Annotated in this window: 23 protein-coding genes; 17 read left to right on the top strand and 6 right to left on the bottom strand. The window is 68.3% G+C overall.

The window, feature by feature from the left end:
• Nucleotides 1-44: 44 nt before the first annotated feature.
• The 7 genes from dnaJ to era are packed head-to-tail and all read left to right on the top strand — an operon-like array spanning nt 45 to nt 6,090.
• The gene (gene dnaJ, locus AC1C2S_RS19280; protein WP_495354207.1) at nt 45-1,145 is read left to right on the top strand and encodes a molecular chaperone DnaJ; all 1,101 of its coding nucleotides are present in this window, start codon (nt 45-47) and stop codon (nt 1,143-1,145) included.
• A 12-nt stretch (nt 1,146-1,157) separates the two neighbouring features.
• Entirely contained in the window at nt 1,158-1,892 is a 735-nt protein-coding gene (locus tag AC1C2S_RS19275) for a 16S rRNA (uracil(1498)-N(3))-methyltransferase (protein WP_495354206.1), read from the top strand.
• 24 nt (nt 1,893-1,916) lie between these two features.
• Entirely contained in the window at nt 1,917-2,294 is a 378-nt protein-coding gene (locus tag AC1C2S_RS19270) for an HIT domain-containing protein (RefSeq protein ID WP_495354205.1), read from the top strand.
• Nucleotides 2,287-3,402, top strand: coding sequence for a PhoH family protein (locus AC1C2S_RS19265; protein WP_495354204.1), 1,116 nt, complete (start codon nt 2,287-2,289; stop codon nt 3,400-3,402). The genes AC1C2S_RS19270 and AC1C2S_RS19265 overlap by 8 nt, the downstream gene beginning before the upstream one ends.
• 22 nt (nt 3,403-3,424) lie before the next feature.
• The gene (gene ybeY / locus AC1C2S_RS19260; protein ID WP_495354203.1) at nt 3,425-3,886 is read left to right on the top strand and encodes an rRNA maturation RNase YbeY; all 462 of its coding nucleotides are present in this window, start codon (nt 3,425-3,427) and stop codon (nt 3,884-3,886) included.
• 1 nt (nt 3,887) lies between these two features.
• Nucleotides 3,888-5,204, top strand: coding sequence for a hemolysin family protein (locus tag AC1C2S_RS19255; protein WP_495354202.1), 1,317 nt, complete (start codon nt 3,888-3,890; stop codon nt 5,202-5,204).
• Nucleotides 5,182-6,090, top strand: coding sequence for a GTPase Era (gene era / locus AC1C2S_RS19250; protein ID WP_495354201.1), 909 nt, complete (start codon nt 5,182-5,184; stop codon nt 6,088-6,090). The genes AC1C2S_RS19255 and era overlap by 23 nt, the downstream gene beginning before the upstream one ends.
• 11 nt (nt 6,091-6,101) lie before the next feature.
• Here the strand turns inward: era and AC1C2S_RS19245 are convergent, their stop codons facing one another.
• Nucleotides 6,102-6,737 carry a hypothetical protein gene (locus tag AC1C2S_RS19245; RefSeq protein ID WP_495354200.1) on the bottom strand — a complete coding sequence of 212 codons (636 nt, stop codon included), beginning with the start codon at nt 6,735-6,737 and terminating at the stop codon, nt 6,102-6,104.
• Nucleotides 6,738-6,907: 170 nt separating this feature from the next.
• Between AC1C2S_RS19245 and AC1C2S_RS19240 the strand changes: the two genes are divergently transcribed.
• From AC1C2S_RS19240 to leuA, 5 genes are all read left to right on the top strand, one after another.
• Nucleotides 6,908-8,101 carry a sensor histidine kinase gene (locus tag AC1C2S_RS19240; protein ID WP_495354199.1) on the top strand — a complete coding sequence of 398 codons (1,194 nt, stop codon included), beginning with the start codon at nt 6,908-6,910 and terminating at the stop codon, nt 8,099-8,101.
• Complete coding sequence (locus AC1C2S_RS19235) at nt 8,098-8,772, top strand: response regulator (protein WP_495354198.1); 675 nt, start codon at nt 8,098-8,100, stop codon at nt 8,770-8,772. Before AC1C2S_RS19240 ends, AC1C2S_RS19235 begins: the two co-directional genes overlap by 4 nt.
• Nucleotides 8,773-8,983: 211 nt before the next feature.
• Nucleotides 8,984-9,745 (top strand): ABC transporter ATP-binding protein, encoded by a 762-nt coding sequence (locus tag AC1C2S_RS19230; protein ID WP_495354197.1) that lies wholly within the window; start codon nt 8,984-8,986, stop codon nt 9,743-9,745.
• Nucleotides 9,745-11,142, top strand: a complete 1,398-nt coding sequence (locus AC1C2S_RS19225; protein WP_495354196.1) for an ABC transporter permease — start codon at nt 9,745-9,747, stop codon at nt 11,140-11,142. Before AC1C2S_RS19230 ends, AC1C2S_RS19225 begins: the two co-directional genes overlap by 1 nt.
• Before the next feature lie 226 nt (nt 11,143-11,368).
• Nucleotides 11,369-13,144, top strand: a complete 1,776-nt coding sequence (gene leuA / locus AC1C2S_RS19220) for a 2-isopropylmalate synthase (RefSeq protein ID WP_495354195.1) — start codon at nt 11,369-11,371, stop codon at nt 13,142-13,144.
• A gap of 109 nt (nt 13,145-13,253) precedes the next feature.
• Here the strand turns inward: leuA and AC1C2S_RS19215 are convergent, their stop codons facing one another.
• Nucleotides 13,254-13,913 (bottom strand): trimeric intracellular cation channel family protein, encoded by a 660-nt coding sequence (locus AC1C2S_RS19215; protein ID WP_495354194.1) that lies wholly within the window; start codon nt 13,911-13,913, stop codon nt 13,254-13,256.
• A 95-nt stretch (nt 13,914-14,008) separates the two neighbouring features.
• Between AC1C2S_RS19215 and recO the strand changes: the two genes are divergently transcribed.
• Entirely contained in the window at nt 14,009-14,746 is a 738-nt protein-coding gene (gene recO / locus AC1C2S_RS19210; RefSeq protein ID WP_495354193.1) for a DNA repair protein RecO, read from the top strand.
• Complete coding sequence (locus AC1C2S_RS19205; protein ID WP_495354192.1) at nt 14,743-15,549, top strand: isoprenyl transferase; 807 nt, start codon at nt 14,743-14,745, stop codon at nt 15,547-15,549. Before recO ends, AC1C2S_RS19205 begins: the two co-directional genes overlap by 4 nt.
• A 24-nt stretch (nt 15,550-15,573) precedes the next feature.
• Here AC1C2S_RS19205 and AC1C2S_RS19200 read toward each other — a convergent pair whose 3' ends face one another.
• The 3 genes from AC1C2S_RS19200 to AC1C2S_RS19190 are packed head-to-tail and all read right to left on the bottom strand — an operon-like array spanning nt 15,574 to nt 18,477.
• The gene (locus AC1C2S_RS19200; protein WP_495354191.1) at nt 15,574-17,271 is read right to left on the bottom strand and encodes an ABC1 kinase family protein; all 1,698 of its coding nucleotides are present in this window, start codon (nt 17,269-17,271) and stop codon (nt 15,574-15,576) included.
• Between the two features lie 26 nt (nt 17,272-17,297).
• Entirely contained in the window at nt 17,298-17,864 is a 567-nt protein-coding gene (locus tag AC1C2S_RS19195; protein ID WP_495354190.1) for a PadR family transcriptional regulator, read from the bottom strand.
• A gap of 46 nt (nt 17,865-17,910) precedes the next feature.
• Nucleotides 17,911-18,477, bottom strand: a complete 567-nt coding sequence (locus AC1C2S_RS19190; RefSeq protein ID WP_495354189.1) for a P-loop NTPase family protein — start codon at nt 18,475-18,477, stop codon at nt 17,911-17,913.
• Between the two features lie 94 nt (nt 18,478-18,571).
• Here AC1C2S_RS19190 and AC1C2S_RS19185 point away from each other — a divergent pair, with 94 nt between their 5' ends.
• Together AC1C2S_RS19185 and AC1C2S_RS19180 are read left to right on the top strand one after the other, a co-directional pair.
• Nucleotides 18,572-19,237, top strand: a complete 666-nt coding sequence (locus AC1C2S_RS19185) for a DsbA family oxidoreductase (protein ID WP_495354426.1) — start codon at nt 18,572-18,574, stop codon at nt 19,235-19,237.
• On the top strand, nt 19,234-19,365 hold the full coding sequence (locus AC1C2S_RS19180) for a hypothetical protein (RefSeq protein ID WP_495354188.1): 132 nt from the start codon (nt 19,234-19,236) through the stop codon (nt 19,363-19,365). Before AC1C2S_RS19185 ends, AC1C2S_RS19180 begins: the two co-directional genes overlap by 4 nt.
• Before the next feature lie 30 nt (nt 19,366-19,395).
• Here AC1C2S_RS19180 and AC1C2S_RS19175 read toward each other — a convergent pair whose 3' ends face one another.
• Nucleotides 19,396-19,872, bottom strand: coding sequence for an aminoacyl-tRNA deacylase (locus AC1C2S_RS19175; RefSeq protein WP_495354187.1), 477 nt, complete (start codon nt 19,870-19,872; stop codon nt 19,396-19,398).
• A gap of 91 nt (nt 19,873-19,963) precedes the next feature.
• Between AC1C2S_RS19175 and dusB the strand changes: the two genes are divergently transcribed.
• Entirely contained in the window at nt 19,964-21,121 is a 1,158-nt protein-coding gene (gene dusB, locus AC1C2S_RS19170) for a tRNA dihydrouridine synthase DusB (RefSeq protein ID WP_495354186.1), read from the top strand.

The following is a 21,121-nucleotide window of genomic DNA, read 5'->3' as shown; positions in this document are numbered from 1 at the left end:
GTCGCACCCGACCGGCATCCGGCAATCGAAAGGACAAGCCCTCCGTGGCCGACCATTACGAGGTCCTCGGCGTCTCGCGCGACGCCACCCCCGACGAGATCAAGAAGGCGTACCGTCGTCTCGCCCGGGAGCTCCACCCCGACGTCAATCCGGGCGCCGAGGCATCCGAGCGATTCAAAGAGGTCACGCACGCGTACGACGTGCTCTCCGATGCCCGGCAGCGCGAGCAGTACGACCTCGGAGGTCAGGGCGGCTTCGGTGGTGGTCAGAACTTCGGCGGCTTCGGCGACATCTTCGAGACCTTCTTCGGCGCCGGCCAACAGAGCCGGGGTCCGAGATCGCGCCGGGAGCGGGGTCAAGACGCGCTCATCAGGGTCGAGGTGGGCCTCGACGAGGTCATCTTCGGCACGCACCGCGACATCGAGGTCGACACGGCGGTCACGTGCGAGACGTGCCACGGCTCGTGTTGCCAGCCCGGCACCTCACCCGTCACGTGCGACATCTGCCACGGCACCGGCTCGATCCAGCGCTCGGTGCGTTCGCTGCTCGGCAACGTCATGACCTCGAGCCCCTGCGGCACCTGCCGCGGCTACGGCACGATCATCGCGACGCCGTGCGTGACCTGCCAGGGGCAGGGCCGCGTGCGTGCGCGTCGCACGGTGCCGGTCGACGTTCCCGCCGGTGTCGACACCGGGGTTCGTCTGCAGATGCCGGGCTCCGGCGAGGCCGGCCCCGCCGGCGGTCCGAACGGCGACCTGTATCTCGAGATCAAGGTCAAGAACCACGAGGTGTTCAGCCGGAACGGCGATGACCTGCTGTGCACGCTCGAGGTCGCGATGACCGACGCGGTCCTCGGCACGACGGCCAACATCCCCGCACTCGACGGCGACGTCGAACTCGAGCTGAAGGCAGGGCTTCAGAGCGGCGAGATCCTCACCGTGAAAGACCGAGGCGTCACTCGGCTGCGCGGTGCAGGCCGCGGCGACCTGAAGGTCGGCGTGCAGATCGTCACCCCCACGAAGCTCTCCTCGAAGGAGCGCGAGCTCATTCAGCAGTTCGCCGCCTCGAAGAAGGCGCCCGAGCCCGAGCTCAGCCACTTCCAGCAGGGCATCTTCGCCCGACTGCGTGACCGGTTCCTCGGTTAGGCGGATGCCCCGGTGAGTCACCTCTACCTCGACGAATCGCTCGACCTCTCGGCCGTCGTATCCGGCGGCACCGTCGCGCTCTCCGGCGACGAGGCGCGGCACGCCGTGACCGTCTCAAGGGTACGAACGGGCGAGCGCATCGCGATCGGCGACGGCCACGGCACGCTCGTGCACGGCGTCGTGGCCTCGACGGGTGCGCGCGAGCTCGAACTCAGCGTCGACGAGGTCATCGCCGAACAGCCGCCGTCGCCGCGCATCACACTCGTGCAGGCGCTGGCGAAAGGCGACCGAGACGAGCTCGCGGTGCAAGCGGCGACCGAGCTCGGCGTCGACGTGATCGTGCCATGGGCGGCGAGCCGCTCCGTCTCCCGGTGGGAGGGTCCGAAAGCCGAGAAGGGCCGACTGCGATGGGCTTCGATCGTGCGCGAAGCCGTCAAGCAATCGATCCGCGCCTGGTTGCCGGTGGTTTCGCCGGTCACGACGACCGCACAGCTCGCCGAGCGACTCGGCGGGCAACGGATGCTGCTGCTCGAGCCGACGGCGACGGCGACGCTGACCGACATCCAGCCTGATGGGCGTGATCTTGCGCTCGTGGTCGGTCCCGAGGGCGGCATCGCCCCGGCCGAGTTGGAGCGCCTCACAGCTGCCGGTGCCGAACCCGTGCGGCTCGGGGCATCCGTGCTTCGTACTTCGACGGCCGGGCCGGCCGCGATCGCCGTGCTGAACGCGGCACTCGGGCGGTGGTGAGGCATCCGTCGCTACGATGGTGGAATGACCTCGTCCCGCGCAGAACCGACTCTCTTCGAGCGAATCGCCGCTCGTGAGATCCCCGCGCGGCTGGTCGCGGAGACCGACCGCATCATCGCCTTCCACGACGTCGCGCCCAAGGCGCCGGTGCACGTCGTGGTGACCCCGAAGTCGGGGGAGTACCGCGATGTCGTCGAGCTCGCAGCCGGCGACCCGGGTCTCCTCGCCGAACTCGTCGAGGTCGCGCACGGCGTCGCCGACGAACTCGCCGACGGCCAGTTCCGTCTCGTCTTCAATACCGGCGCCGCCGCCGGCCAGACCATCTTCCACGTGCACGCGCACGTGCTCGCGAACAACAGCCGTGACGGCGGTCTCGAGGAGGCCACGCTTGCCGATGAGTGACCCCATCGGTGCCGGAGACGCCTCGCAGCCCGCCGAGGCCGACGAGGAACGGCTCAGCATCGACGGCATCGCCATGGTGCGACTGCTCGGACCGCAAGACCGGCTGCTCACGACCATCCAGCGCGAATACCCCGGCGTGGCCGTGCACGTGCGCGGCAACGAGATCGCGATCCGCGGCGACGTCGACGATCGCGTGCGCGTGCGCCGCCTCATCGAAGAACTGCTGGAGCTTGTGAAGAACGGGCAAGACCCCACCCCCACCGAAGTGAGGAGCTCGGCCCGCATGCTCGACGCCGATCCCAACGCCAAGCCGTCCGAACTGCTCGGGCAGGTGATCATCTCGAGCCGAGGCAAGACCATCCGGCCTAAAACCGAGGGGCAGCGGCGCTACGTCGACGCGATCGACGAGCACACCATCGTCTTCGGCATCGGCCCAGCAGGCACCGGCAAGACGTACCTCGCGATGGCCAAGGCCGTGCAGGCGTTGCAGCGCAAAGAGGTCAGTCGCATCATCCTGACGAGACCCGCCGTCGAGGCAGGGGAGCGGCTCGGGTTCCTCCCCGGTACGTTGACGGACAAGATCGACCCGTACCTGCGCCCGCTCTACGACGCGCTCAACGAGATGATGGACCCAGAGCTCGTGCCCAAGCTGCTCGCGTCCGGCACGATCGAGGTCGCACCGCTGGCCTACATGCGTGGACGCACCTTGAACGACTCGTTCGTCGTGCTCGACGAGGCGCAGAACACCACGCCAGAGCAGATGAAGATGTTCCTCACCCGGCTCGGATTCGGATCGCAGATGGTCGTCACCGGCGACATCACCCAGATCGACCTCCCGGGCGGCGCGAGCGGGCTCCGACTCGTGACCCGAATCCTCGACCACGTCGACGACATCGAGTTCGTGCACCTCACGAGCGACGACGTCGTGCGGCACACCCTCGTCGGCCGCATCGTCGACGCGTACACCGAGTACGACCAACGCCAGCAAGCGCAGCGATTCGAACGCGACCAAGCACGAGAGTTCGCGAACCGTGCCGAACGGCGCGGTCACCAGGGTCCGCGCGACCACCAGCCACGGCTCGGTAAACGAGATGGACAGGCCAAGTGAGCGAGAAGGCGAGGTTCACGGCGTGAGCATCGAGATCAACAACGAGTCGGCGATCGAGGTCGATGAGGCCGCCATCCAGCGATTGGCCGTCTACGCGCTCGACGCGATGCACGTGCACCCAGACGCTGAGCTCGCGATCGTGCTCGTCGACGAGGGGGCGATGGAGCAACTGCACGTGCAGTGGATGGACGAGCCCGGCCCCACCGACGTGCTGAGCTTCCCGATGGACGAGCTGCGGCCCGGCACCGAGGAGTCGCCAACGCCACCGGGACTGCTCGGCGATGTCGTGCTGTGCCCGCAGGTGGCCGAAGCGCAGGCACGCGCAGCGGGGCATCCGCTCAACGACGAACTGATGCTGCTGACCACCCACGGAATCCTCCACCTGCTCGGCTTCGACCACGCCGAGCCGGCAGAAGAGAAAGAGATGTTCGGCGTCCAGCGCGACATCCTCGTCGGGTTCTCCATGCAGGAGCGGCGCCGCTGACATGCAGCCGTGGATCTTCCTCGGCGCGGCCTTCGTGCTCGTCGCATTCGGCGGGCTCATGGCTGCAGTCGATTCGGCCATCGCGTCGAGCTCGCGTGCCGACGTGACCGAGCTCGCGCTCGAGTCTCGTGCCCGGCGCTCGCTCCTCGCGATCGCCGACGACACCGGCGCGCACGTCAATGCGGTCAACTTCATGCGCATCATCGCCGAGACGACTGCAGCGGTGCTCGTGACCCTCGCCTTCGCGTCGTTCCTCGACAATGTGTGGCTCGTGCTGCTGTACTCGGCGCTCATCATGACTGCCGTGTCGTTCGTGCTCGTCGGCACCAGTCCGCGCAGCGTGGGCCGAGTCAACGCAGCGATGGTGCTGCGACTGACCGCGCCGCTCGTGCATTTCCTGCGCGTATTGCTCGGGCCGTTGGCCGGCGCCCTCGTCTCGCTCGGGAACCGGGTCACCCCCGGGCGGGCCAGGTTCGGCGGTGTCTCGAGCGAAGAGGAACTGCTCAGCATGGTCGACGAGGCGACCGAGCTCGACGTGCTCGAAGAGGGCGACCGTGAGCTCATCCACTCGATCTTCGAGTTCAACGACACGGTCGTTCGCGAGGTCATGGTGCCGCGTACCGACATGATCACGATCGAGTCGTCGGCGCATCTCTCGCACGCCATGGCCGTCTTCCTGAACGCCGGCTACTCGCGCGTTCCGGTGATCGAGCGTGACGCAGACGACGTCACCGGCATCCTCTATCTGCGCGATCTGGCCCGTCTCAGTTTCGAGCGCCCGCTCGACGCTGAGGGACTCACTGTCGGCGAACTCGTGCGACCGGCGGTGTTCGTTCCCGAATCGATGAAGGCCGACGCGCTTCTGCGTCAGATGCAGCTCGAGTCGAACCACCTCGCGATGGTCGTCGACGAGTACGGCGGCATCGCCGGACTCGTGACGCTGGAAGACCTGATCGAGGAACTCGTCGGCGACATCTCCGACGAGTACGACCGCGAGGCCGCTCAAGTCGAAGAGCTGGGTGATGGGCGGTTCCGCGTGAATGCGCGATTGCCGGTCGACGAGCTCGGCGAGCTCTTCGGCCTCGACCTCGACGACGAAGACGTCGACTCAGTGGGCGGCCTGCTCGCGAAAGAGCTCGGCCGCCTCGCGCTGCCGGGTGAACGCGTCACCGTGTCGGGCCTCGTGCTCGAGGCGGAGCGTACGGAAGGCCGACGCAAGCGCATCTCGACGATCCTCGTCGAACGCGATCAGGCGCTCATCGACGTGCAGAGCGCGTTCGAGTCGAGCAGCCCCGATGGAAGGAACAGCCGTGGCTGAGTACCGTGCCGGATTCGTCTCGTTCGTCGGGCGACCCAACGTCGGCAAGTCGACGCTCACGAACGCGCTCGTGGGTGAGAAGGTCGCCATCACGAGCTCGAAGCCGCAGACGACGCGGCGCGCCATTCGCGGCATCGTGCACCGCGAGAACGGCCAGCTCATCCTCGTCGACACCCCAGGATTGCACCGGCCGCGCACCCTGCTCGGCGAGCGTCTCAACGCTCTCGTGCAGTCCACGCTCGGCGACGTCGACGTGATCGCGTTCTGCGTGCCTGCGAACGAGCCGATCGGCCCCGGAGATCGATTCATCAACGAGCAGCTCGATCACTATCCGCGGGCCAAGAAGGTCGCGATCGTCACGAAGACGGATGCCGCGTCGAAGAAGCAGATCGCCGAGCACTTGCTCGCGGTGTCGGAGCTCCGCGAGTGGGCGGCGATCATTCCCGTGTCGGCGCCGCGCGGTGAGCAGCTCGATGTGCTCGTCGCCGAGCTGCTGGCGCTCCTTCCCGAGTCCGAGCAGCCGCTGTATCCGGCAGAGACCCTGACCGACGAAGACCCGGCCGAGCGCATCGCCGAGTTCATCCGCGAGGCCGCGCTCGAGGGCGTCTCCGACGAGCTGCCGCACTCGATCGCGGTCACCGTCGACGACATGGTCGAGCGAGAAGACAAAGACCTGCTCGAGATCTACGCGAATCTCTACGTCGAGCGCGACAGTCAGAAGGGCATCATCATCGGCAAGGGAGGGTCGCGCCTGCGCGAGGTCGGCACGACCGCTCGGGCACAGATCGAGGGCCTACTCGGCCGCAAGGTGCACCTCGCGCTGCACGTGAAGGTCGCAAAGGAGTGGCAGCGCGACCCGAAGCAGCTCGGCCGCCTCGGCTTCTGACCCGGTCCGGCTCATCGATCGTCAACGAGCGTGAAGCTCGAAGCGATCACAATGGCACCCGCGCCGTAACGCTGATCGACGGCCGTCTGCAGCGCGCCGTCATCGTATTCGACCTCGACGATGACGCATCCGCTCGCGAGGTCCATCCCGACCGAGACGATGTCGGACACCGCGTCCCGAAGGGCAGGCAACACTGGGGAGCTCTCGGGCTCGCACGCCGCCGAAGGGGTTTCGGCCGGCTGGGCAGTCGTGCCCGGGTCGACCAGTTGTGCAGAGCGATCGACGAGCACGGCGGTGCCCCTGAGAGCGAGTGTCTCGCCGTCCCAGTCGCCCCTGACCGAATAGTCGCCCCAGGTCACGCCCGCTACCGACTCCTCGCCGTCGACCGCATCCCAGTCCCAGCCCAAGATCATCGGGCCAGCGCACTGAGGAGGATACGACTCCATGATGCGCCCGAGGCACAGTTGCGGCCCGTCACCGGCATCGACCACGAAGCCGACTCGCGTCACCTCGGCCGGCAGGCTCGCCCGCTCGGGCACCCATGTGTCATCCGTAACGCGTGCCTCCACGTCGCTGTCCGTGGCACAACCGGCAACGATCAGTACAGCGCACGCGGCGAGCATCGCGCCGATCACCCGAACCACCATTCGCCCTCCTCCAGCTATTCTCTACGTCCGAGTCATACAGTGCGACCCAACATTTCGTGGTCTCCACTCGTCTGACGCGAGTCGCGGATGCCGCCGTAAGGTGTACCTCTCGAGGATGATTCCGGGCGCCGACTGAGGCTGTGCCACCGGTGAACGCGTACTGTGTATCGGTGCCCACCCCGATCAGCCGCGCGAAACTCACGACCGACATCGTGCTCGCAGGCGTGTTCGCGCTCGTGTGCCTCCCGCTCGCGTTGCTCGGCGCCGCGCCCGATGTCGCGGTGCTCATCGTCTTCGCCGGGGCGCTCGCGGTGCGCCGGTATTCGCCCGGGTGGTCGCTCGGGCTCGCCTGGGCCGCGGCGCTCGCGCAGATGCTGATGCTGCGCGACCTGCAGCTCTACGACGTCGCAGTCTTCGGCGTGCTCTACTCGAGCGCGGCACACGGCGGCCGAGTCGTGAAGTGGCTGGGCCTCGCGTCGGCGGGCGTCGGCGCCCTGCTCGCGACCGGGTATCTCGCGCTCATCAAACCGCTCATCGACAACGCCGGCTTCCTCGGTCCGCAGGACACGGTCAGCACGCTGATCCTGACCGTCGTGCTCTTCGTCGCATCGATCGCCGTGTTCGTACTGTCGTGGACGGCGGGCCTGCTCGTGCGCTCGGTGCGCGACACGCGTGAAGTGCGCCGGCGTGAAGACGCGGCGAACCGCGAACGAGAGCTGGTCGAGTACCGCTACGTCGTCGAACAGGAGCGCAACCGCATCGCCCGCGACATGCACGACGTCGTCGCGCATTCGCTCGCGGTCGTGATCGCTCAGGCCGACGGCGCCCGGTTCGCAGCCCCATCGCGCCCTGAAGCCGCCGTCGATGCACTCGGCACGATCGCCGGTGTCGCCCGCGGCGCTCTCGGTGACGTGCGCCTGCTCCTCGCAGAGCTCCGTCACGATGAGGCGGGCGCACCCCAGCCGGTGCTCGACGACCTCGACGGATTGCTCGAGCAGGTGCGCGCGGCGGGCCTCGACGTGCGCTTCGCCGAGATCGGCGAACGGCTGCCGCTCGGCACCGGCCACCAGATCGCGGTCTACCGCATCGCGCAGGAAGGCCTGACCAATGCCCTGCGACACGGCGACGTGAGCGCGCCGGTGCACCTCGAGCTGGCCTGGGACGCCGAAGGCGTGGCGATCACGCTCGTGAACGCCAGAAAAGCGGATGCCGCTTCGCCCGAGTCGCACGCGTTCCGCCACGGGATCCCCGGCATGCGCGAGCGAGCCCAGCTCACGGGTGGCACGTTGCGCGCGGAGGCCGGCGACGACGGCCTGTTCCGGCTCATCGCACGTATTCCGGCGCAGGCGGGAAGGCCCGCATGAGCGAGATCCGGGTCGCGCTGGTCGACGACCAGGCCTTGTTCCGTGCCGGCGTGCGCATGCTCATCGAATCGCAGCCCGACCTCGAGGTGGTCGGCGAAGCGGGCGATGGTGCGGCCGCGGTCGTCCTGGCGGCGCGCGAACGGCCCGATGTCGTACTCATGGACGTGCGCATGCCGGTGCAGGATGGCATCGCCGCGACCGAGCAGATCCTCGCGGCTGCCGAGCGCGACGGAGTCGTTCCCCCGAGGATCCTCGTGCTCACGACCTTCGATCTCGACGAGAACGCGGCTCGTGCGATCCGCGCAGGGGCGAGCGGGTTCGTGCTGAAGGACGCCGACCCCGAGTTCCTGCTCGCGGCGGTGCGCACGGTGCATCAGGGCAACCAGGTGATCGCTGCCGCAGCGACGCGCGCGCTGTTCGCCCATGTCGGGCGGGGCAGTGGCCGGCGCCCGGCGCCAGCCGCGTGGGCGGACCTCACCCCGCGTGAACGCGAGATCTTCGGTCTCGCGGCCCGCGGGCTCAGCAACGGCGAGATCGCGGCATCCGAGTTCCTCTCGGAGGCGACGGTGAAGACGCATATCAGTCGTATCCTCGCCAAGCTCAGCCTGCGCGATCGCGTGCAGCTCGTGGTGTTCGCCTACGAGCACGATCTCGACGCTCCGGCTCCCTGAGTTCGTCGAAGGGAGTCGCCGACGACAGGAGCGCTCGACAGGAGCGCCTCGACAGGCTCAGCGAGTCAGGCTCAGCGAGCCGGACCGGCGAGGTCTCGATACGGCGCTGGCGCGCCTACTCGACCGACGAAAGGGATCATCCCAGAGGATGACGGCGAACCATCCATTCGCCGGATGCCTCGACACCCGCGCCGTCCGTAACGTCGATGACATGCAGATCCAACCCTCTGACCTCGGCCTGATCGCCCGCGTCGCCGAACTCGGCAAGCGCTACGGAGACGGCCCGGGTGCCGTCACTGCCCTCGACGATGTCTCGCTCGGCCTCCGCCGCGGAGAGTTCACCGCCATCATGGGCCCATCGGGATCGGGCAAGTCGACGCTCATGCACATCATGGCCGGGCTCGACTCGCCGAGTGGTGGGCGGGTGTGGCTCGGCGACACCGATATCACCGAGCTCTCGGATTCGGCTTTGACCGTGCTGCGGCGACGCCGGATCGGCTTCATCTTCCAGTCGTTCAACCTCGTGCCGACACTCGACGTGCGCGGCAACGTCATGCTTCCGTTCGATCTCGACGGGCGCCGGCCCACGCGCGAGGAGCAGGGCTGGATCGACGAACTCTTCGACACGCTGGGCCTGCGTTCCCGCATCGGGCATCGACCGCACGAACTGTCAGGCGGCCAGCAGCAGCGCGTCGCGATCGCCAGGGCTTTGGCCACCCGGCCCGACCTCGTGTTCGCCGACGAGCCCACCGGCAATCTCGACTCGCGCACCGGTCGCGAGGTGCTCGGGCTCCTCGCCGCGGCCAGCGCCCGATACGGCCAGTCGATCGCCATGGTGACGCACGACCCGATCGCGGCGAGCCACGCCGACCGCATCCTCTTCCTCGCCGACGGTCGGATCGTCCGCGATTCGGGGCGCTCGACGGCCGGGGAGATCTCGACCTTCATGCTGTCCATGGAGGCGGCGGCCTGATGCGCAGCCAATTCAGGGATCAATGGCCGACGCTCATCGTTGCAACCCTCGCGGGCAGCTTCGGAGTCGCCCTGCTGCACGTCACCGGGCTGCTCGGTGCTGTGGTCGCCGCCGACGACGTCACCGGCTCGAGCGCGACGGTCGCGCTCATGCTCGGGATCGTCGCGAGCGTCTTCATCGTCATCGCGATCTACGTTTCCGCCATCGTCACCGCCAACACGGTCTCGACGGTCGTCGCCGGGCGCACGCGCCTCATCGCGTTGCTCCGCCTGATCGGCTCGAGCGCGAGGACCCAGCGTGCGCAGGTCGCCAAAGAGGGGTTCCTCATCGGTGTCGTGGGAGCCGCCGTCGGTGTCGTCATCGGTTCTGGCCTCGCGTTCGCGCTCGAGGAGGTCGCGGTGCGGGTCGACCTGCTCCCTGCAACCGACTACGACTATCTGAACCCCCAGGTCGCCCTGCCTGCGATCGCGGTCGTGTTGACGACGTGGCTCGCGTCGTGGGTCGGATCGCGCCGGGTGCTCGCCGTGAGTCCCGTCGAAGCAATCGGCAATGCGAACGAGCACGACCGCAGCGAGGTCACCGCGCAGCGCGCGCGCAACGTGATCGCCCTCGCGCTCGTCGTGGTGGGGCTCGTGCTGGTCGCGCTCGGGGTCATCGCGGGGTTGGTCAGCCCGTTCGGGGTCTTCATCGGGCTCGTCGGCGGCGTGGTCTCGTTCACGGGCATCGTGCTCGGTGCGCACCTGGTGATGCCGCCGGTGCTGCGGCTCGTCGGCCGGATGCTCGGGAGTTCGCCGGCCGCCCGGCTCGCAGCGGAGAACGCGGTGCGCCACCCCGAGCGCAGCTCGCGCATGACGATCGGCCTCGTGATCGGCGTGACGCTCGTGACGACCTTCAGCGTCACGATGCAGTCCTATCGCGACATCATCGCGGCGGCGCAGCGGGCCCAACCCGAGGTGTATCAGGGCATCGACGAGACGATGAACGTCACGGTGACGGTCTTCACCGTGCTGATCGGCTTCAGCGCCCTCATCGCCGCGATCGGCATGGTCAACACGCTCTCGCTCAGTGTGTTGCAGCGCACTCGCGAGCTGGGCCTGCTGCGGGCGCTCGGCTTCGATCGCCGGCAGCTGCGAGCGATGATCGTCGCCGAGAGCGCGTCGCTCACGATCGCGGCGACCCTGACGGGGCTCGTGCTCGGTTTCGTGTACGGCTGGGCGGGGGCGCAGGCGCTGCTCGGCAACGTGAACGGCAGCCCAGGCATCGTGCTGCCGGGCATTCCGTGGGCGATGTTCGGTGTGCTCATCGTCGCGGCCGGCGTGTTGACGATCGTGGCCTCGATCGCTCCGGCCCGGCGTGCGATGCGCGTCTCGCCGGTCGTCGCCCTCGCGGCCGACTAGGGACTCACGACGCGAGGTGAAGAAGGGGAACGGAACGAGCGGATGCATCGGATTGCATCCGCTCGTTCCGTCATGTTGCGCGCCCGGCCAGGCGCGGTGTTAGCCTTGCCGTGTGCTTCACGGCCTGCTTCTCCTTAGCTGCCGCAGCGAGTCCTAGTTCTCAGGCCTCCCTCGCTGCGGAGTTCGTCGTCGGCTGAAACCCATCCGTAAGCGAGAAGAGCACCTCATGCAGAACACCCAGAAGCCGTCTTCGATGCCCGTGCATCGCTACCGTGCGTTCCACGAGCAGATCCACGTCGATCTGCCCGATCGCACGTGGCCGTCCAAGCGCATCGAACGGGCGCCGCGTTGGTGCGCGGTCGACCTCCGTGACGGCAACCAGGCCCTCATCGACCCGATGAGCCCCGAGCGCAAGCGCATCATGTTCGACCTGCTGGTCAAGATGGGCTATAAGGAGATCGAGGTCGGGTTCCCGTCGGCAAGCCAGACGGACTTCGACTTCGTGCGCAGCCTCATCGAAGAGGGCGCGATCCCCGACGACGTCACGATCCAGGTGCTGACGCAGGCCCGCGATCACCTCATCGAGCGCACGTACGAGTCGATCTCCGGCGCGAAGCAGGCCATCGTGCACCTGTACAACTCGACGAGCATCCTGCAGCGCGAGGTCGTCTTCCGCACCGATAAGCAGGGCATCATCGATATCGCGCTGCACGGCGCGCGCAAGTGCCGTGAGATGGAATCGACCGTCCCCGGCACGACGGTCTACTACGAGTACTCGCCCGAGAGCTACACGGGCACCGAGCTCGAGTTCGCGGTCGACGTGTGCAACCAGGTCATCGAGATCTTCGAGCCGACGCCCGAGCGCAAGGTCATCATCAACCTGCCGGCGACGGTCGAGATGGCCACGCCCAACGTCTACGCCGACTCGATCGAATGGATGTCGCGGCACCTCGCCCACCGCGAGAATGTGATTCTCTCGCTGCACCCCCACAACGACCGCGGCACGGCCGTCGCCGCCGCCGAACTCGGGTATCTCGCCGGCGCCGACCGCATCGAAGGCTGCCTGTTCGGCAATGGCGAGCGCACCGGCAACGTCGACCTCGTCGCTCTCGGCATCAACCTGTTCACGCAGGGCATCGACCCGCAGATCGACTTCTCCGACATCGACGAGGTCAAGCGCACCGTCGAGTACTGCAACCAGCTGCCGGTGCCAGAGCGTCACCCGTGGGCCGGTGACCTCGTCTACACGGCGTTCTCGGGCTCGCACCAAGACGCCATCAAGAAGGGCTTCGAGGCGATGGATGCCGAAGCGGAGCGCCGCGGTGTCGCACTCGGTGAGCTCGAATGGGCGGTGCCGTACCTGCCCGTCGACCCGCGCGACCTCGGACGCAGCTACGAGGCCGTCATCCGTGTGAACTCGCAATCGGGCAAGGGAGGGGTCGCCTACCTCCTGAAGACCGATCACGCACTCGACCTGCCGCGCCGCCTGCAGATCGAGTTCTCGGGCGTCGTGCAGGCCAAGACCGACGCCGAGGGCGGCGAGGTCTCGAGCGATGAGATCTGGCGCGTCTTCAACGACGAGTACCTGCCGGCGCCCCAGGAGCACCCCGACGAGAAGTGGGGTCGCTTCGAACTGCTGTCGCTGCGCACCGAGAGCGCGCTCGACGGGGTCGTCAACGTGCGCGTCGGGCTGCGCGACGGCGAAGAGCGGGTCGAGGCCGACGCGAGCGGCAACGGTCCCATCTCGGCATTCCTCGCCGTACTCGGCGCAGAGGGCGTCAAGGTGGCGCTGCGCGACTACGTCGAGCACACGCTCGCGGCCAGCGGCAATTCACTCGCTGCCGCGTACGTCGAGCTCGAGGTCGACGGCCGGGTGCTGTGGGGTGTCGGCATCGACGCCGACATCTCGACGGCGTCGCTGAAGGCCGTCGTCTCCGCCGTCAACCGCGCACTGCGCAACGCGGTCGCGTCCGAGGCGGAGCGCGAGTTCGTCGGCGTCTGACGAGTCTCGGATGCCGCGCGCACGAGGTGCGCCCGCGGCATCCGGCGGTGCCACACATCGAGTTGCCCGACTCTGTCCAGAGTCGGGCAACTGGACGCGTGCAGGGTTGTCAGGCTCGACGCCAGACCTTCCAGGTGCCGAGTGCCCGCTGTTCGGGCAGGCTCCAACCGAAGCGCACCGAGCCCAGACGGGTGAGCGTGGTCACGACGACGCACACCGTGGCCGCGATGACCACGTTCACGCCGAGCGCGACGAGTACGACGAGCAGCACAGTGCCGGCCGTTGCGGCGATGGCGTAGAGCGATCCGACGTGCATGAGCGCGATCGGCAGGTTGAGGGCGACATCGCGGAGGATCGATCCGCCCACGGCCGAGAGCACTCCGATGAAGACCGCAGGCACTACCGGCACGCCATAGGCGAGGGCCTTCGAGGTGCCGATCGCGCCGAAGAGCCCGATCGTCACTGCGTCGAGGGCGATGATGAGGCCGTTGAGTTTCGTGAAGACGCGCAACAGTGCCATGCCGAGCAGGGCGGCCGCGGTCGCGATCGGCAGGTACCAGTTGCTCGAGATCGCGGCCGGCAGTTGATTCAGCAGCAGATCGCGCATGAGGCCGCCGCCGAGGCCGACGATGACACCGATGAGGGCGACGCCGAGCAGGTCGATGCGTCGTTCGGTCAGTCGGGCGGCGAACATCGCACCCTGGATCGCGCCGATGGCCACGGCTACGAGGTCGAGCCAGAGGGGGATCGTGAAGAGTGCGTGGTTCACGGCACCAGTGAACCACGCGCCGGAAGCGCGAGGAGACAACCGCGCCGCGGCATCCGCTTCGGCCGGTTCTGCTGCGCGGGGTGGGAGAATGAAGGGTGCCCGTGTATCGAGATGAAGCCGTCGTGCTCCGCACCCACAAGCTGGGTGAGGCCGACCGCATCGTCACGCTGTTGACGCGGCAGCACGGCAAGGTGCGCGCGGTCGCGAAGGGGGTGCGGCGCACCGGTTCGAAGTTCGGCTCCCGGCTCGAGCCGTTCATGGTCGCCGACCTGCAGTTGTACGAGGGCCGCAGCCTCGACGTCGTCACGCAGGCGGAGTCGCTCGGCTCCTACGGCGCGCTCATCACTCAGGACTACTCGGCCTACACCGCGGCGAACGCCATGGTCGAGGCCGCCGACAAGCTCACCGAGGCCGAGGGCTCGCTGCAGCAGTACCTGCTGCTCGTCGGCGCCCTGCGCTCGCTCTCGAGGAGCGAACACGGGGCGAGCCTCACGCTCGATTCGTACCTGCTGCGCGCGCTCGCACTTGCGGGCTGGGCGCCGAGCTTCCAGGACTGTGCCCGCTGCGGCAAGGTGGGCGAGCACACCGCCGTCGTCGTGCAGCTCGGCGGCGTGGTCTGCGACGAATGCGCACCGCCCGGCACTCCGCGCATCGCGGGTTCCACTGTGGCGCTGCTCGGCGCCTTACTCGCCGGAGACTGGGCGTTCGCGAAGGCCTCGAGCGACCGCGACCGGGGCCAGGCGAGCGGCATCATCGCCGCCTACACCCAATGGCACCTCGAGCGGGGTCTTCGCTCGTTGCCGCACGTATCCAGGGAGACGACCGCCCAGTGAGTCCGAAGCCCTTCACCCACCGTGACGCGGTTCCCTACCGGCCGATCGACTGGACGGGTCTGTATCCGCCCGAGCTGCCGAAAGGGGCGGTGCCCGAGCACGTCGCCATCGTCATGGACGGCAACGGCCGATGGGCCAACAAGCGCGGCCTCACTCGCATCGAGGGGCACAAGGCGGGCGAGGTGGCACTGCTCGACGTCGTGGCCGGCGCGATCCAGGCCGGCGTGAAGCACCTCTCGGTGTACGCCTTCTCGACCGAGAACTGGAAGCGTTCGCCCGAAGAGGTGCGCTTCCTCATGGGCTACAACCGCGACGTGCTGCATCGGCGGCGCGACCAGCTCAACGAGTGGGGGGTGCGCATCCGCTGGGCGGGGCGACGGCCGCGGCTCTGGGCCTCGGTGATCAAGGAACTGCAGTTCGCTGAGACGCTCACCGCGGGAAACGACACCCTCACCCTCACCATGTGCGTCAACTACGGCGGGCGCACCGAGATCGCCGACGCGGTGCGGTCGATCGCCGACGACGTGGCATCCGGCCGCCTGCGTCCCTCGGCCGTGTCGGAGAAGCTCATCGCGAAGCGGCTCTACGTGCCCGAACTGCCCGACGTCGACCTGTTCGTGCGCAGCTCGGGGGAGCAGCGCACGTCGAACTTCATGCTCTGGCAGTCGGCCTACGCCGAGATGGTGTTCCTCGATACGCTCTGGCCAGACTTCTCGCGCGTCGATCTCTGGCAGGCCATCGAGTTGTACGCGGGCCGTAACCGCCGCTTCGGCGGCGCAGTGGACACGCCGACCGTCAGCTGAAGCAGGGCCGCTGGCGCGCCGTTGTCACCGCCCGCGCCGTCGGAAGAGGCCGGCGAACAGGGCGTGCAGCAGCGGCAGCACCGAGAGCGCAACGAGAGTCGTGCTGAGCGCCGGGTTCGGCGTGGCGAGCAATGCGCCGCCGATGAGCAGGGCCGCGAAGAGCAGGGCGGAGACGACCCGGCGAGCGAGCCCTTCGATGCGATCGATGCGCTGCTCGAGCCGTGAGGTGTCGAAGGACAACCTGCCCTCGTCGGCCTTGGTGATGAGCGCATCGATGCGATTCGGCAACTGCCAGACCAGTTTCGCGTTCGTCGCGGCCTGCGCCCCGAGATCTTGTGCGAGGTTGCCGCGCTCCTCGTTCAGGAGCTGTGTGGCGTAGGGCTCGACCGCCTCCCACACATTGAACTCGGGGTCCAGTGCGCTGCACATGCCCGACGTCAGGGCCAGCGCCCGGAACAGCAGGAGCAGTTGCTCGGGCAGCTGGAAGGGCAGCGAGCGCATGACGTCGCCGAACTCGTCGCCGAAGTCGCTGAGCTCGCGCGGATCGACGTCTTTCAGCTGGGCGAATCCCAAGCCGCCGAACCGCGCGAAGAGCTGGGTGAGGGCGCGCTCGAGCTCACCGGTGTCGGCCGACGGCAGGAGTACGCCGATCTGCTGTGCCGCCTGGATCATGCCGCGACCGTCGCGCGCGGCGACGGCGATGACGAGGGTGCGGAGGCCGGCTCGCAGTTCGGCGGGCACCTCGGCCATCATGCCGAAGTCCACGAAGGTGAGCCGCCACTGCGCAGCGGTGCCAGGAGTGGCCGCGCCCGCGGAGGCGGCGCCCGCAGCTGCCGCGCCCGGGGTGACGAAGATATTGCCCGGGTGCGGGTCGGCGTGCACGAAACCGTGCGTGAACACCTGCTCGAACATGCTCTCGGCGAAGACCCGGGCCACCTCGCCAGGTGCGATGCCCGCAGCACGCAGCGCAGCGGTGTCATTGATCTTGATCGCCGTCACGTCCTCGAGCGTGAGCACGCGCCGAGTTGTACGCTCCCACACGATCGCGGGAGCGGCGACGCGGGAGTCGTCGGCGAAGGCTTCGGCGAATCGTTCACCGCTCGCGGCCTCGTGCAGGTAGTCGATCTCTTCGAGGCAGGTCGCCGCGAACTCCTCGACGAGCGCTGGTGCGTCGACCCGGTCGGACACGATTCGGACGCGCTGCACCCAGCCGGCGATGCGGCGGAGGGCCGCGAGGTCGACCGCGACGATCTGATCGATGCCCGGCCGCTGCACCTTGACCACCACGTCGACGAGTCCGGTGTCAGCGGTATCGCCATCGGCGAGTCGTGCGCGATGTACCTGGCCGAGTGAGGCGGCGGCGACCGGTGACTCGTCGACGCGGGCGAACACCCGCTCGAGCGGGGCACCGAGCTCGGCCTCGGCGAGCGCTCGGATCGCCGGGAACGGCTCGGCCGGCACTTCGTCTTGCAACCCCTCGAGCTCGGCGGTGATCTCGGGCGGGAGCACGTCGAGGCGGGAGGAGAGGAACTGCCCGACCTTGATCATGAGCCCGCCGAGGTCGACCGCGAGAACGCGGAACTGCTGTGCGAGCCGGCGCATCCGTCGTTCCCGCGAGCGCTCGGCGATGCCCGCGAGACCGATGCGGGGGAGCACGAGCTCGAACCACCAGAGCGCCGTGAGTTGGCGCGCCGCGAAGCGCAGAATGCGGCGCGTGCGCACGGGTCGGGCGCCTCCCTCCACCTGGTTCAGCCCTCGGCGAGGATCGAGTAGAGCCCGCGCCGGGTCTCGTCGAGCAGCTCGACCGCGCGCCGCGCCTGCTCGGGCGTGCCGCTGCGGGCGATCTGCGCGGCCGCAGCGGCGAGTTCGACGCCCGCCTTCGACAGTGCGCGGTGCTGGTCGGCCCCCTGCGGCCCTGCCGCCTCCCACGGTGCAGGTCGGTCGGCTCCGGCGGATGCCTCGTCGCGGCCGGCCTCGGTGAGCGAGTAGGTCTTGCGCCCCCGCAGTTCTTCCGCGACGATCAGCCCCTCGTCGGCGAGTAACTGCAGCGTCGGGTACACCGACCCCGCGCTCGGCTTCCATCTGCCGCCGCTGCGCTCTTCGATCTCGTGGATGATCTGGTAGCCGTGCATCGGCTCTTCGCTGAGCAGTGCCAGCACGGCCGCGCGCACGTCGCCCCGCGCCATGCGGGACGAGCCGGGTCGCTGCTCGAACGAAGAGCGCAACTGCTGCATCGCCTCCCAGATCGCGGCGGCGGGCCCGTCGCCCGAGAAGCCAGTTGAGCCGAAGTCTCCTGTGGAGCCTGATCCGTTCATGACGACCTCCTGAGGTGCAATCCAACGATACTCAACGATATATCGTTCAGGCCGGATCGGGAAGGGTGCCCGGGCCGGAGCGTCCGAAGACGCGAGCGATCCAGGCGTCTGCCTCGCGCGGATGTCGCAGCCGAACGACTTCGAGAGCGGGATGACGCGCCTCGGCCGCGGCGACGAGTTCGAGCCGGCCGGCATGCGTGTTCCAGGCCCATCGGACGATGTGCTCGGGGTCGGTGAAGATCGTGTGGAGCGGCGCCTCCCTATTGCCGTTCCAGAGCTCCTCGCGCCGCAGTCGACGGCGCACCGTGCGCGTGATCACTCGCTGCATCACGAGCGGGCGCGAGTAGTCGAGCGAGAGCATCACATCGGCCCGGCCGGCGAGCAGCTCGCGCACGGGCTCGTACAGCCACTCGATGACCCAGCTTTGTTGCGCTGTGAAGGCGTCGACATCGTCCACGAAGCTCGGGCGAGGCGTCCAGTCCGGTCCGTGGAAGAGGGCGTCGATCTCCAGGTACGGCAGGGCGGATGCCGCGGCGATCCGCCGCGCGAGGGTCGACTTGCCTGCCCCGCTCGTGCCTGCGACGAGGATGCGGCGCGGTGCGGGATCGGGCATCATCCGAGCCTATCGAGGTGCTGGTCGTAACGAGTTCGCCGGGTTGAAACTCGCGTGGGGAATACGGTGCACGATGCATCCGTTCGCATACTTCGTGAGTGAAGCCATCAAGATCGACATCTGGTCCGACATCGCGTGCCCGTGGTGCTACATCGGCAAGCGGCACCTCGAGAGCGGAATCGCCTCGCTCGGCGACGACGCGCCTGCCGTCGACATCACGTACCACTCCTTCGAGCTCTCGCCCGACACTCCGCTCGATTTCGAGGGCTCCACGGTCGAGTATCTGGCCGATCGCAGGGGTATGCCGGTCGAGCGCGCCGAGCAGATGCTCGAACACGTCACGGGCGTCGCCGCGAACGCCGGACTCGACTACCACTTCGAAAAAGTCGCCCACACGAAGACGCTGAAGGCGCACGAACTCCTGCACTTCGCGAAGGCCAACGGCAAGCAGCTCGAGCTGAAGGAGCGCCTGCTGAAGGCCTACTTCGTCGAGGGCGGGCGCGTGAACCGCATCGACGAGCTCGTGAGCTTCGCCGTCGAGGTCGGCCTCGACGCAGACGAGGCGCGCGAAGCGCTCGAGTCGGATCGCTACGCGTCAGACGTGCAGGCCGACATCGCGCAGGCACAGGACTACGGCATCAACGGTGTTCCGTTCTTCGTGATCGACGGCAAGTACGGCATCTCGGGTGCGCAACCTGCCGAGGTCTTCGCCCAAGCGATCACGCAGGTCGCCGGCGAGCGCGACGGAGCGGCCGCATGAGCGGTCCCGAGGCAGTTCAGGCGACGGATGCTGCTGTGCCCGCGCCGTTCGCGATGATCACGGGCGACCCTTCGGCGATGGTCTGCGAGGGTGACGTCTGCTACATCCCTGGCGCGCCGGTCGAGTAGGCGCGCCAGCGCCGTATCGAGACCCTGCGGCTATTCCGGATCGGAGATGTCAGCCACGGTGGCGCCGAGTGCGTCGATGAGCCGATCGGCGTCGACGAAGAGGCTGCGGCCGTGCTCGCCTGCTCCCATCGAGACGCGCCGGCCGGCGATCGAGGCATCGGCGACGACCGGCCATGCCGTGGTCGAGCCCAGCGGGGTGATCGTGCCGCGTTCGTAGCCCGTCGCGGCGAGCGCGAGCGAGGCATCGGGCAACTGGAGCTTGTTCACCCCGACGAGCGCACGCAGCTTGGGCCAGGAGATCTTGCGACCACCGGGCACGAGGGCGAACAGGAATGCGCCGTCGCTGCGCTTGACGACGAGCGACTTGACGATGTCGGCGGGCGTGATGCCCAGGAGCTCGGCCGCCTCCTCGATGTTGCGCGCTGCCGGGCGCTCGATGATCTCGACGTCGAGGCCTCGTGCAGCGGCATCCGCTCGCACTCGATCTACGCCCGTGAGCTCTGACATCTCGTCCTCCCCAGCCTCGTCTTCCCGTGAATCCTAGGCGCGCATGGCCGAAGCGGGCGAGCCTGCCCCGAACTCTGGGAGAATCTTGGTGATGTCCTCCACCACCATGCTTCCCGCGGGCCCGCTGACGATCGGCGGGCTCGCCCTCGACGTGCCCGTCGTGCTCGCCCCTATGGCCGGCATCACGAACACGGCGTTCCGTCGCCTCTGCCGCGAATTCGGCGCCGGTCTCTACGTCAGCGAGATGATCACCTCGCGTGCGCTCGTCGAGCGCACTCCCGAGTCGATGCGCCTCATCACGCACCACGAGTCAGAGACGCCGCGCTCGATCCAGCTCTACGGCGTCGACCCGAAGACCGTCGCCGAGGCGGTCACGATGCTCGTCGCCGAAGACCGTGCAGACCACATCGACCTGAACTTCGGATGCCCCGTGCCGAAGGTCACCCGCAAGGGCGGGGGAGCCGCGCTGCCGTGGAAGAGCGGGCTCTTCCGGGACATCGTCGAGGGCGCGGTGCAAGCCGCCGGCGAAATTCCGCTCACGATCAAGATGCGCAAGGGCATCGATGCCGACCACCTCACGTACCTCGAGGCGGGGCGCATCGCCGAAGGCGCGGGCGTCGCCGCAGTCGCACTGCACGCGCGCACCGCCTCGGAGTTCTACTCCGGCGAGGCAGACTGGTCGGCCATCGCGAAGCTCAAAGAGACCGTGACGAGCGTTCCGGTGCTCGGCAACGGCGACATCTGGTCGGCCGATGACGCACTGCGCATGGTCGCCGAGACCGGGTGCGACGGAGTCGTGGTCGGGCGCGGATGCCTCGGTCGTCCGTGGCTCTTCGGCGACCTCGCCGCAGCGTTCCGCGGAGAATCGCAGAGCTTCCAGCCGTCGCTCGGCGAGGTCGCGCAGACGTTCCGGCGCCACGCCGAGCTCCTCACCGAGTTCTTCGACAGCGAAGAACGAGGGTGCCGTGACATCCGCAAGCACGTCGCCTGGTACTTCAAGGGATATCCCGTCGGGGGAGACCTTCGGGCCCGGCTCGCGACGGTCGAGTCCCTCGCTCAGCTCGACGAGCTGCTCGGCACGCTCGACTGGTCGATGCCCTACCCGGGCGAGGGCGCCGAGGGTCCGCGCGGCCGTGCCGGCACTCCCAAGAAGCCGGCCCTGCCCGACGGCTGGCTCGACTCCCAAGAGCTCGTCGGCCACGATCGGGTCACCCTCGTCGACGCCGAACTCGACACGAGCGGCGGCTGA

The organism is Agromyces sp. Y782 (assembly GCF_059445405.1).
The sequence above is the reverse complement of the archived record's forward strand: the minus strand, read 5'-3'. Positions and strand labels throughout refer to the sequence as shown.

Excerpts from the sequence above, each read along its gene's own strand:
- AC1C2S_RS19270 (WP_495354205.1), top strand. The coding sequence starts at position 1,917 with ATGACCTCGTCCCGCGCAGAACCGACTCTCTTCGAGCGAATCGCCGCT.
- AC1C2S_RS19265 (WP_495354204.1), top strand. The coding sequence starts at position 2,287 with ATGAGTGACCCCATCGGTGCCGGAGACGCCTCGCAGCCCGCCGAGGCC.
- AC1C2S_RS19255 (WP_495354202.1), top strand. The coding sequence starts at position 3,888 with ATGCAGCCGTGGATCTTCCTCGGCGCGGCCTTCGTGCTCGTCGCATTC.
- era (WP_495354201.1), top strand. The coding sequence starts at position 5,182 with ATGGAAGGAACAGCCGTGGCTGAGTACCGTGCCGGATTCGTCTCGTTC.
- AC1C2S_RS19245 (WP_495354200.1), bottom strand. The coding sequence starts at position 6,737 with ATGGTGGTTCGGGTGATCGGCGCGATGCTCGCCGCGTGCGCTGTACTG.
- AC1C2S_RS19235 (WP_495354198.1), top strand. The coding sequence starts at position 8,098 with ATGAGCGAGATCCGGGTCGCGCTGGTCGACGACCAGGCCTTGTTCCGT.
- AC1C2S_RS19230 (WP_495354197.1), top strand. The coding sequence starts at position 8,984 with ATGCAGATCCAACCCTCTGACCTCGGCCTGATCGCCCGCGTCGCCGAA.
- AC1C2S_RS19225 (WP_495354196.1), top strand. The coding sequence starts at position 9,745 with ATGCGCAGCCAATTCAGGGATCAATGGCCGACGCTCATCGTTGCAACC.
- leuA (WP_495354195.1), top strand. The coding sequence starts at position 11,369 with ATGCAGAACACCCAGAAGCCGTCTTCGATGCCCGTGCATCGCTACCGT.
- AC1C2S_RS19195 (WP_495354190.1), bottom strand. The coding sequence starts at position 17,864 with ATGAACGGATCAGGCTCCACAGGAGACTTCGGCTCAACTGGCTTCTCG.
- AC1C2S_RS19190 (WP_495354189.1), bottom strand. The coding sequence starts at position 18,477 with ATGCCCGATCCCGCACCGCGCCGCATCCTCGTCGCAGGCACGAGCGGG.
- AC1C2S_RS19180 (WP_495354188.1), top strand. The coding sequence starts at position 19,234 with ATGAGCGGTCCCGAGGCAGTTCAGGCGACGGATGCTGCTGTGCCCGCG.
- AC1C2S_RS19175 (WP_495354187.1), bottom strand. The coding sequence starts at position 19,872 with ATGTCAGAGCTCACGGGCGTAGATCGAGTGCGAGCGGATGCCGCTGCA.
- dusB (WP_495354186.1), top strand. The coding sequence starts at position 19,964 with ATGTCCTCCACCACCATGCTTCCCGCGGGCCCGCTGACGATCGGCGGG.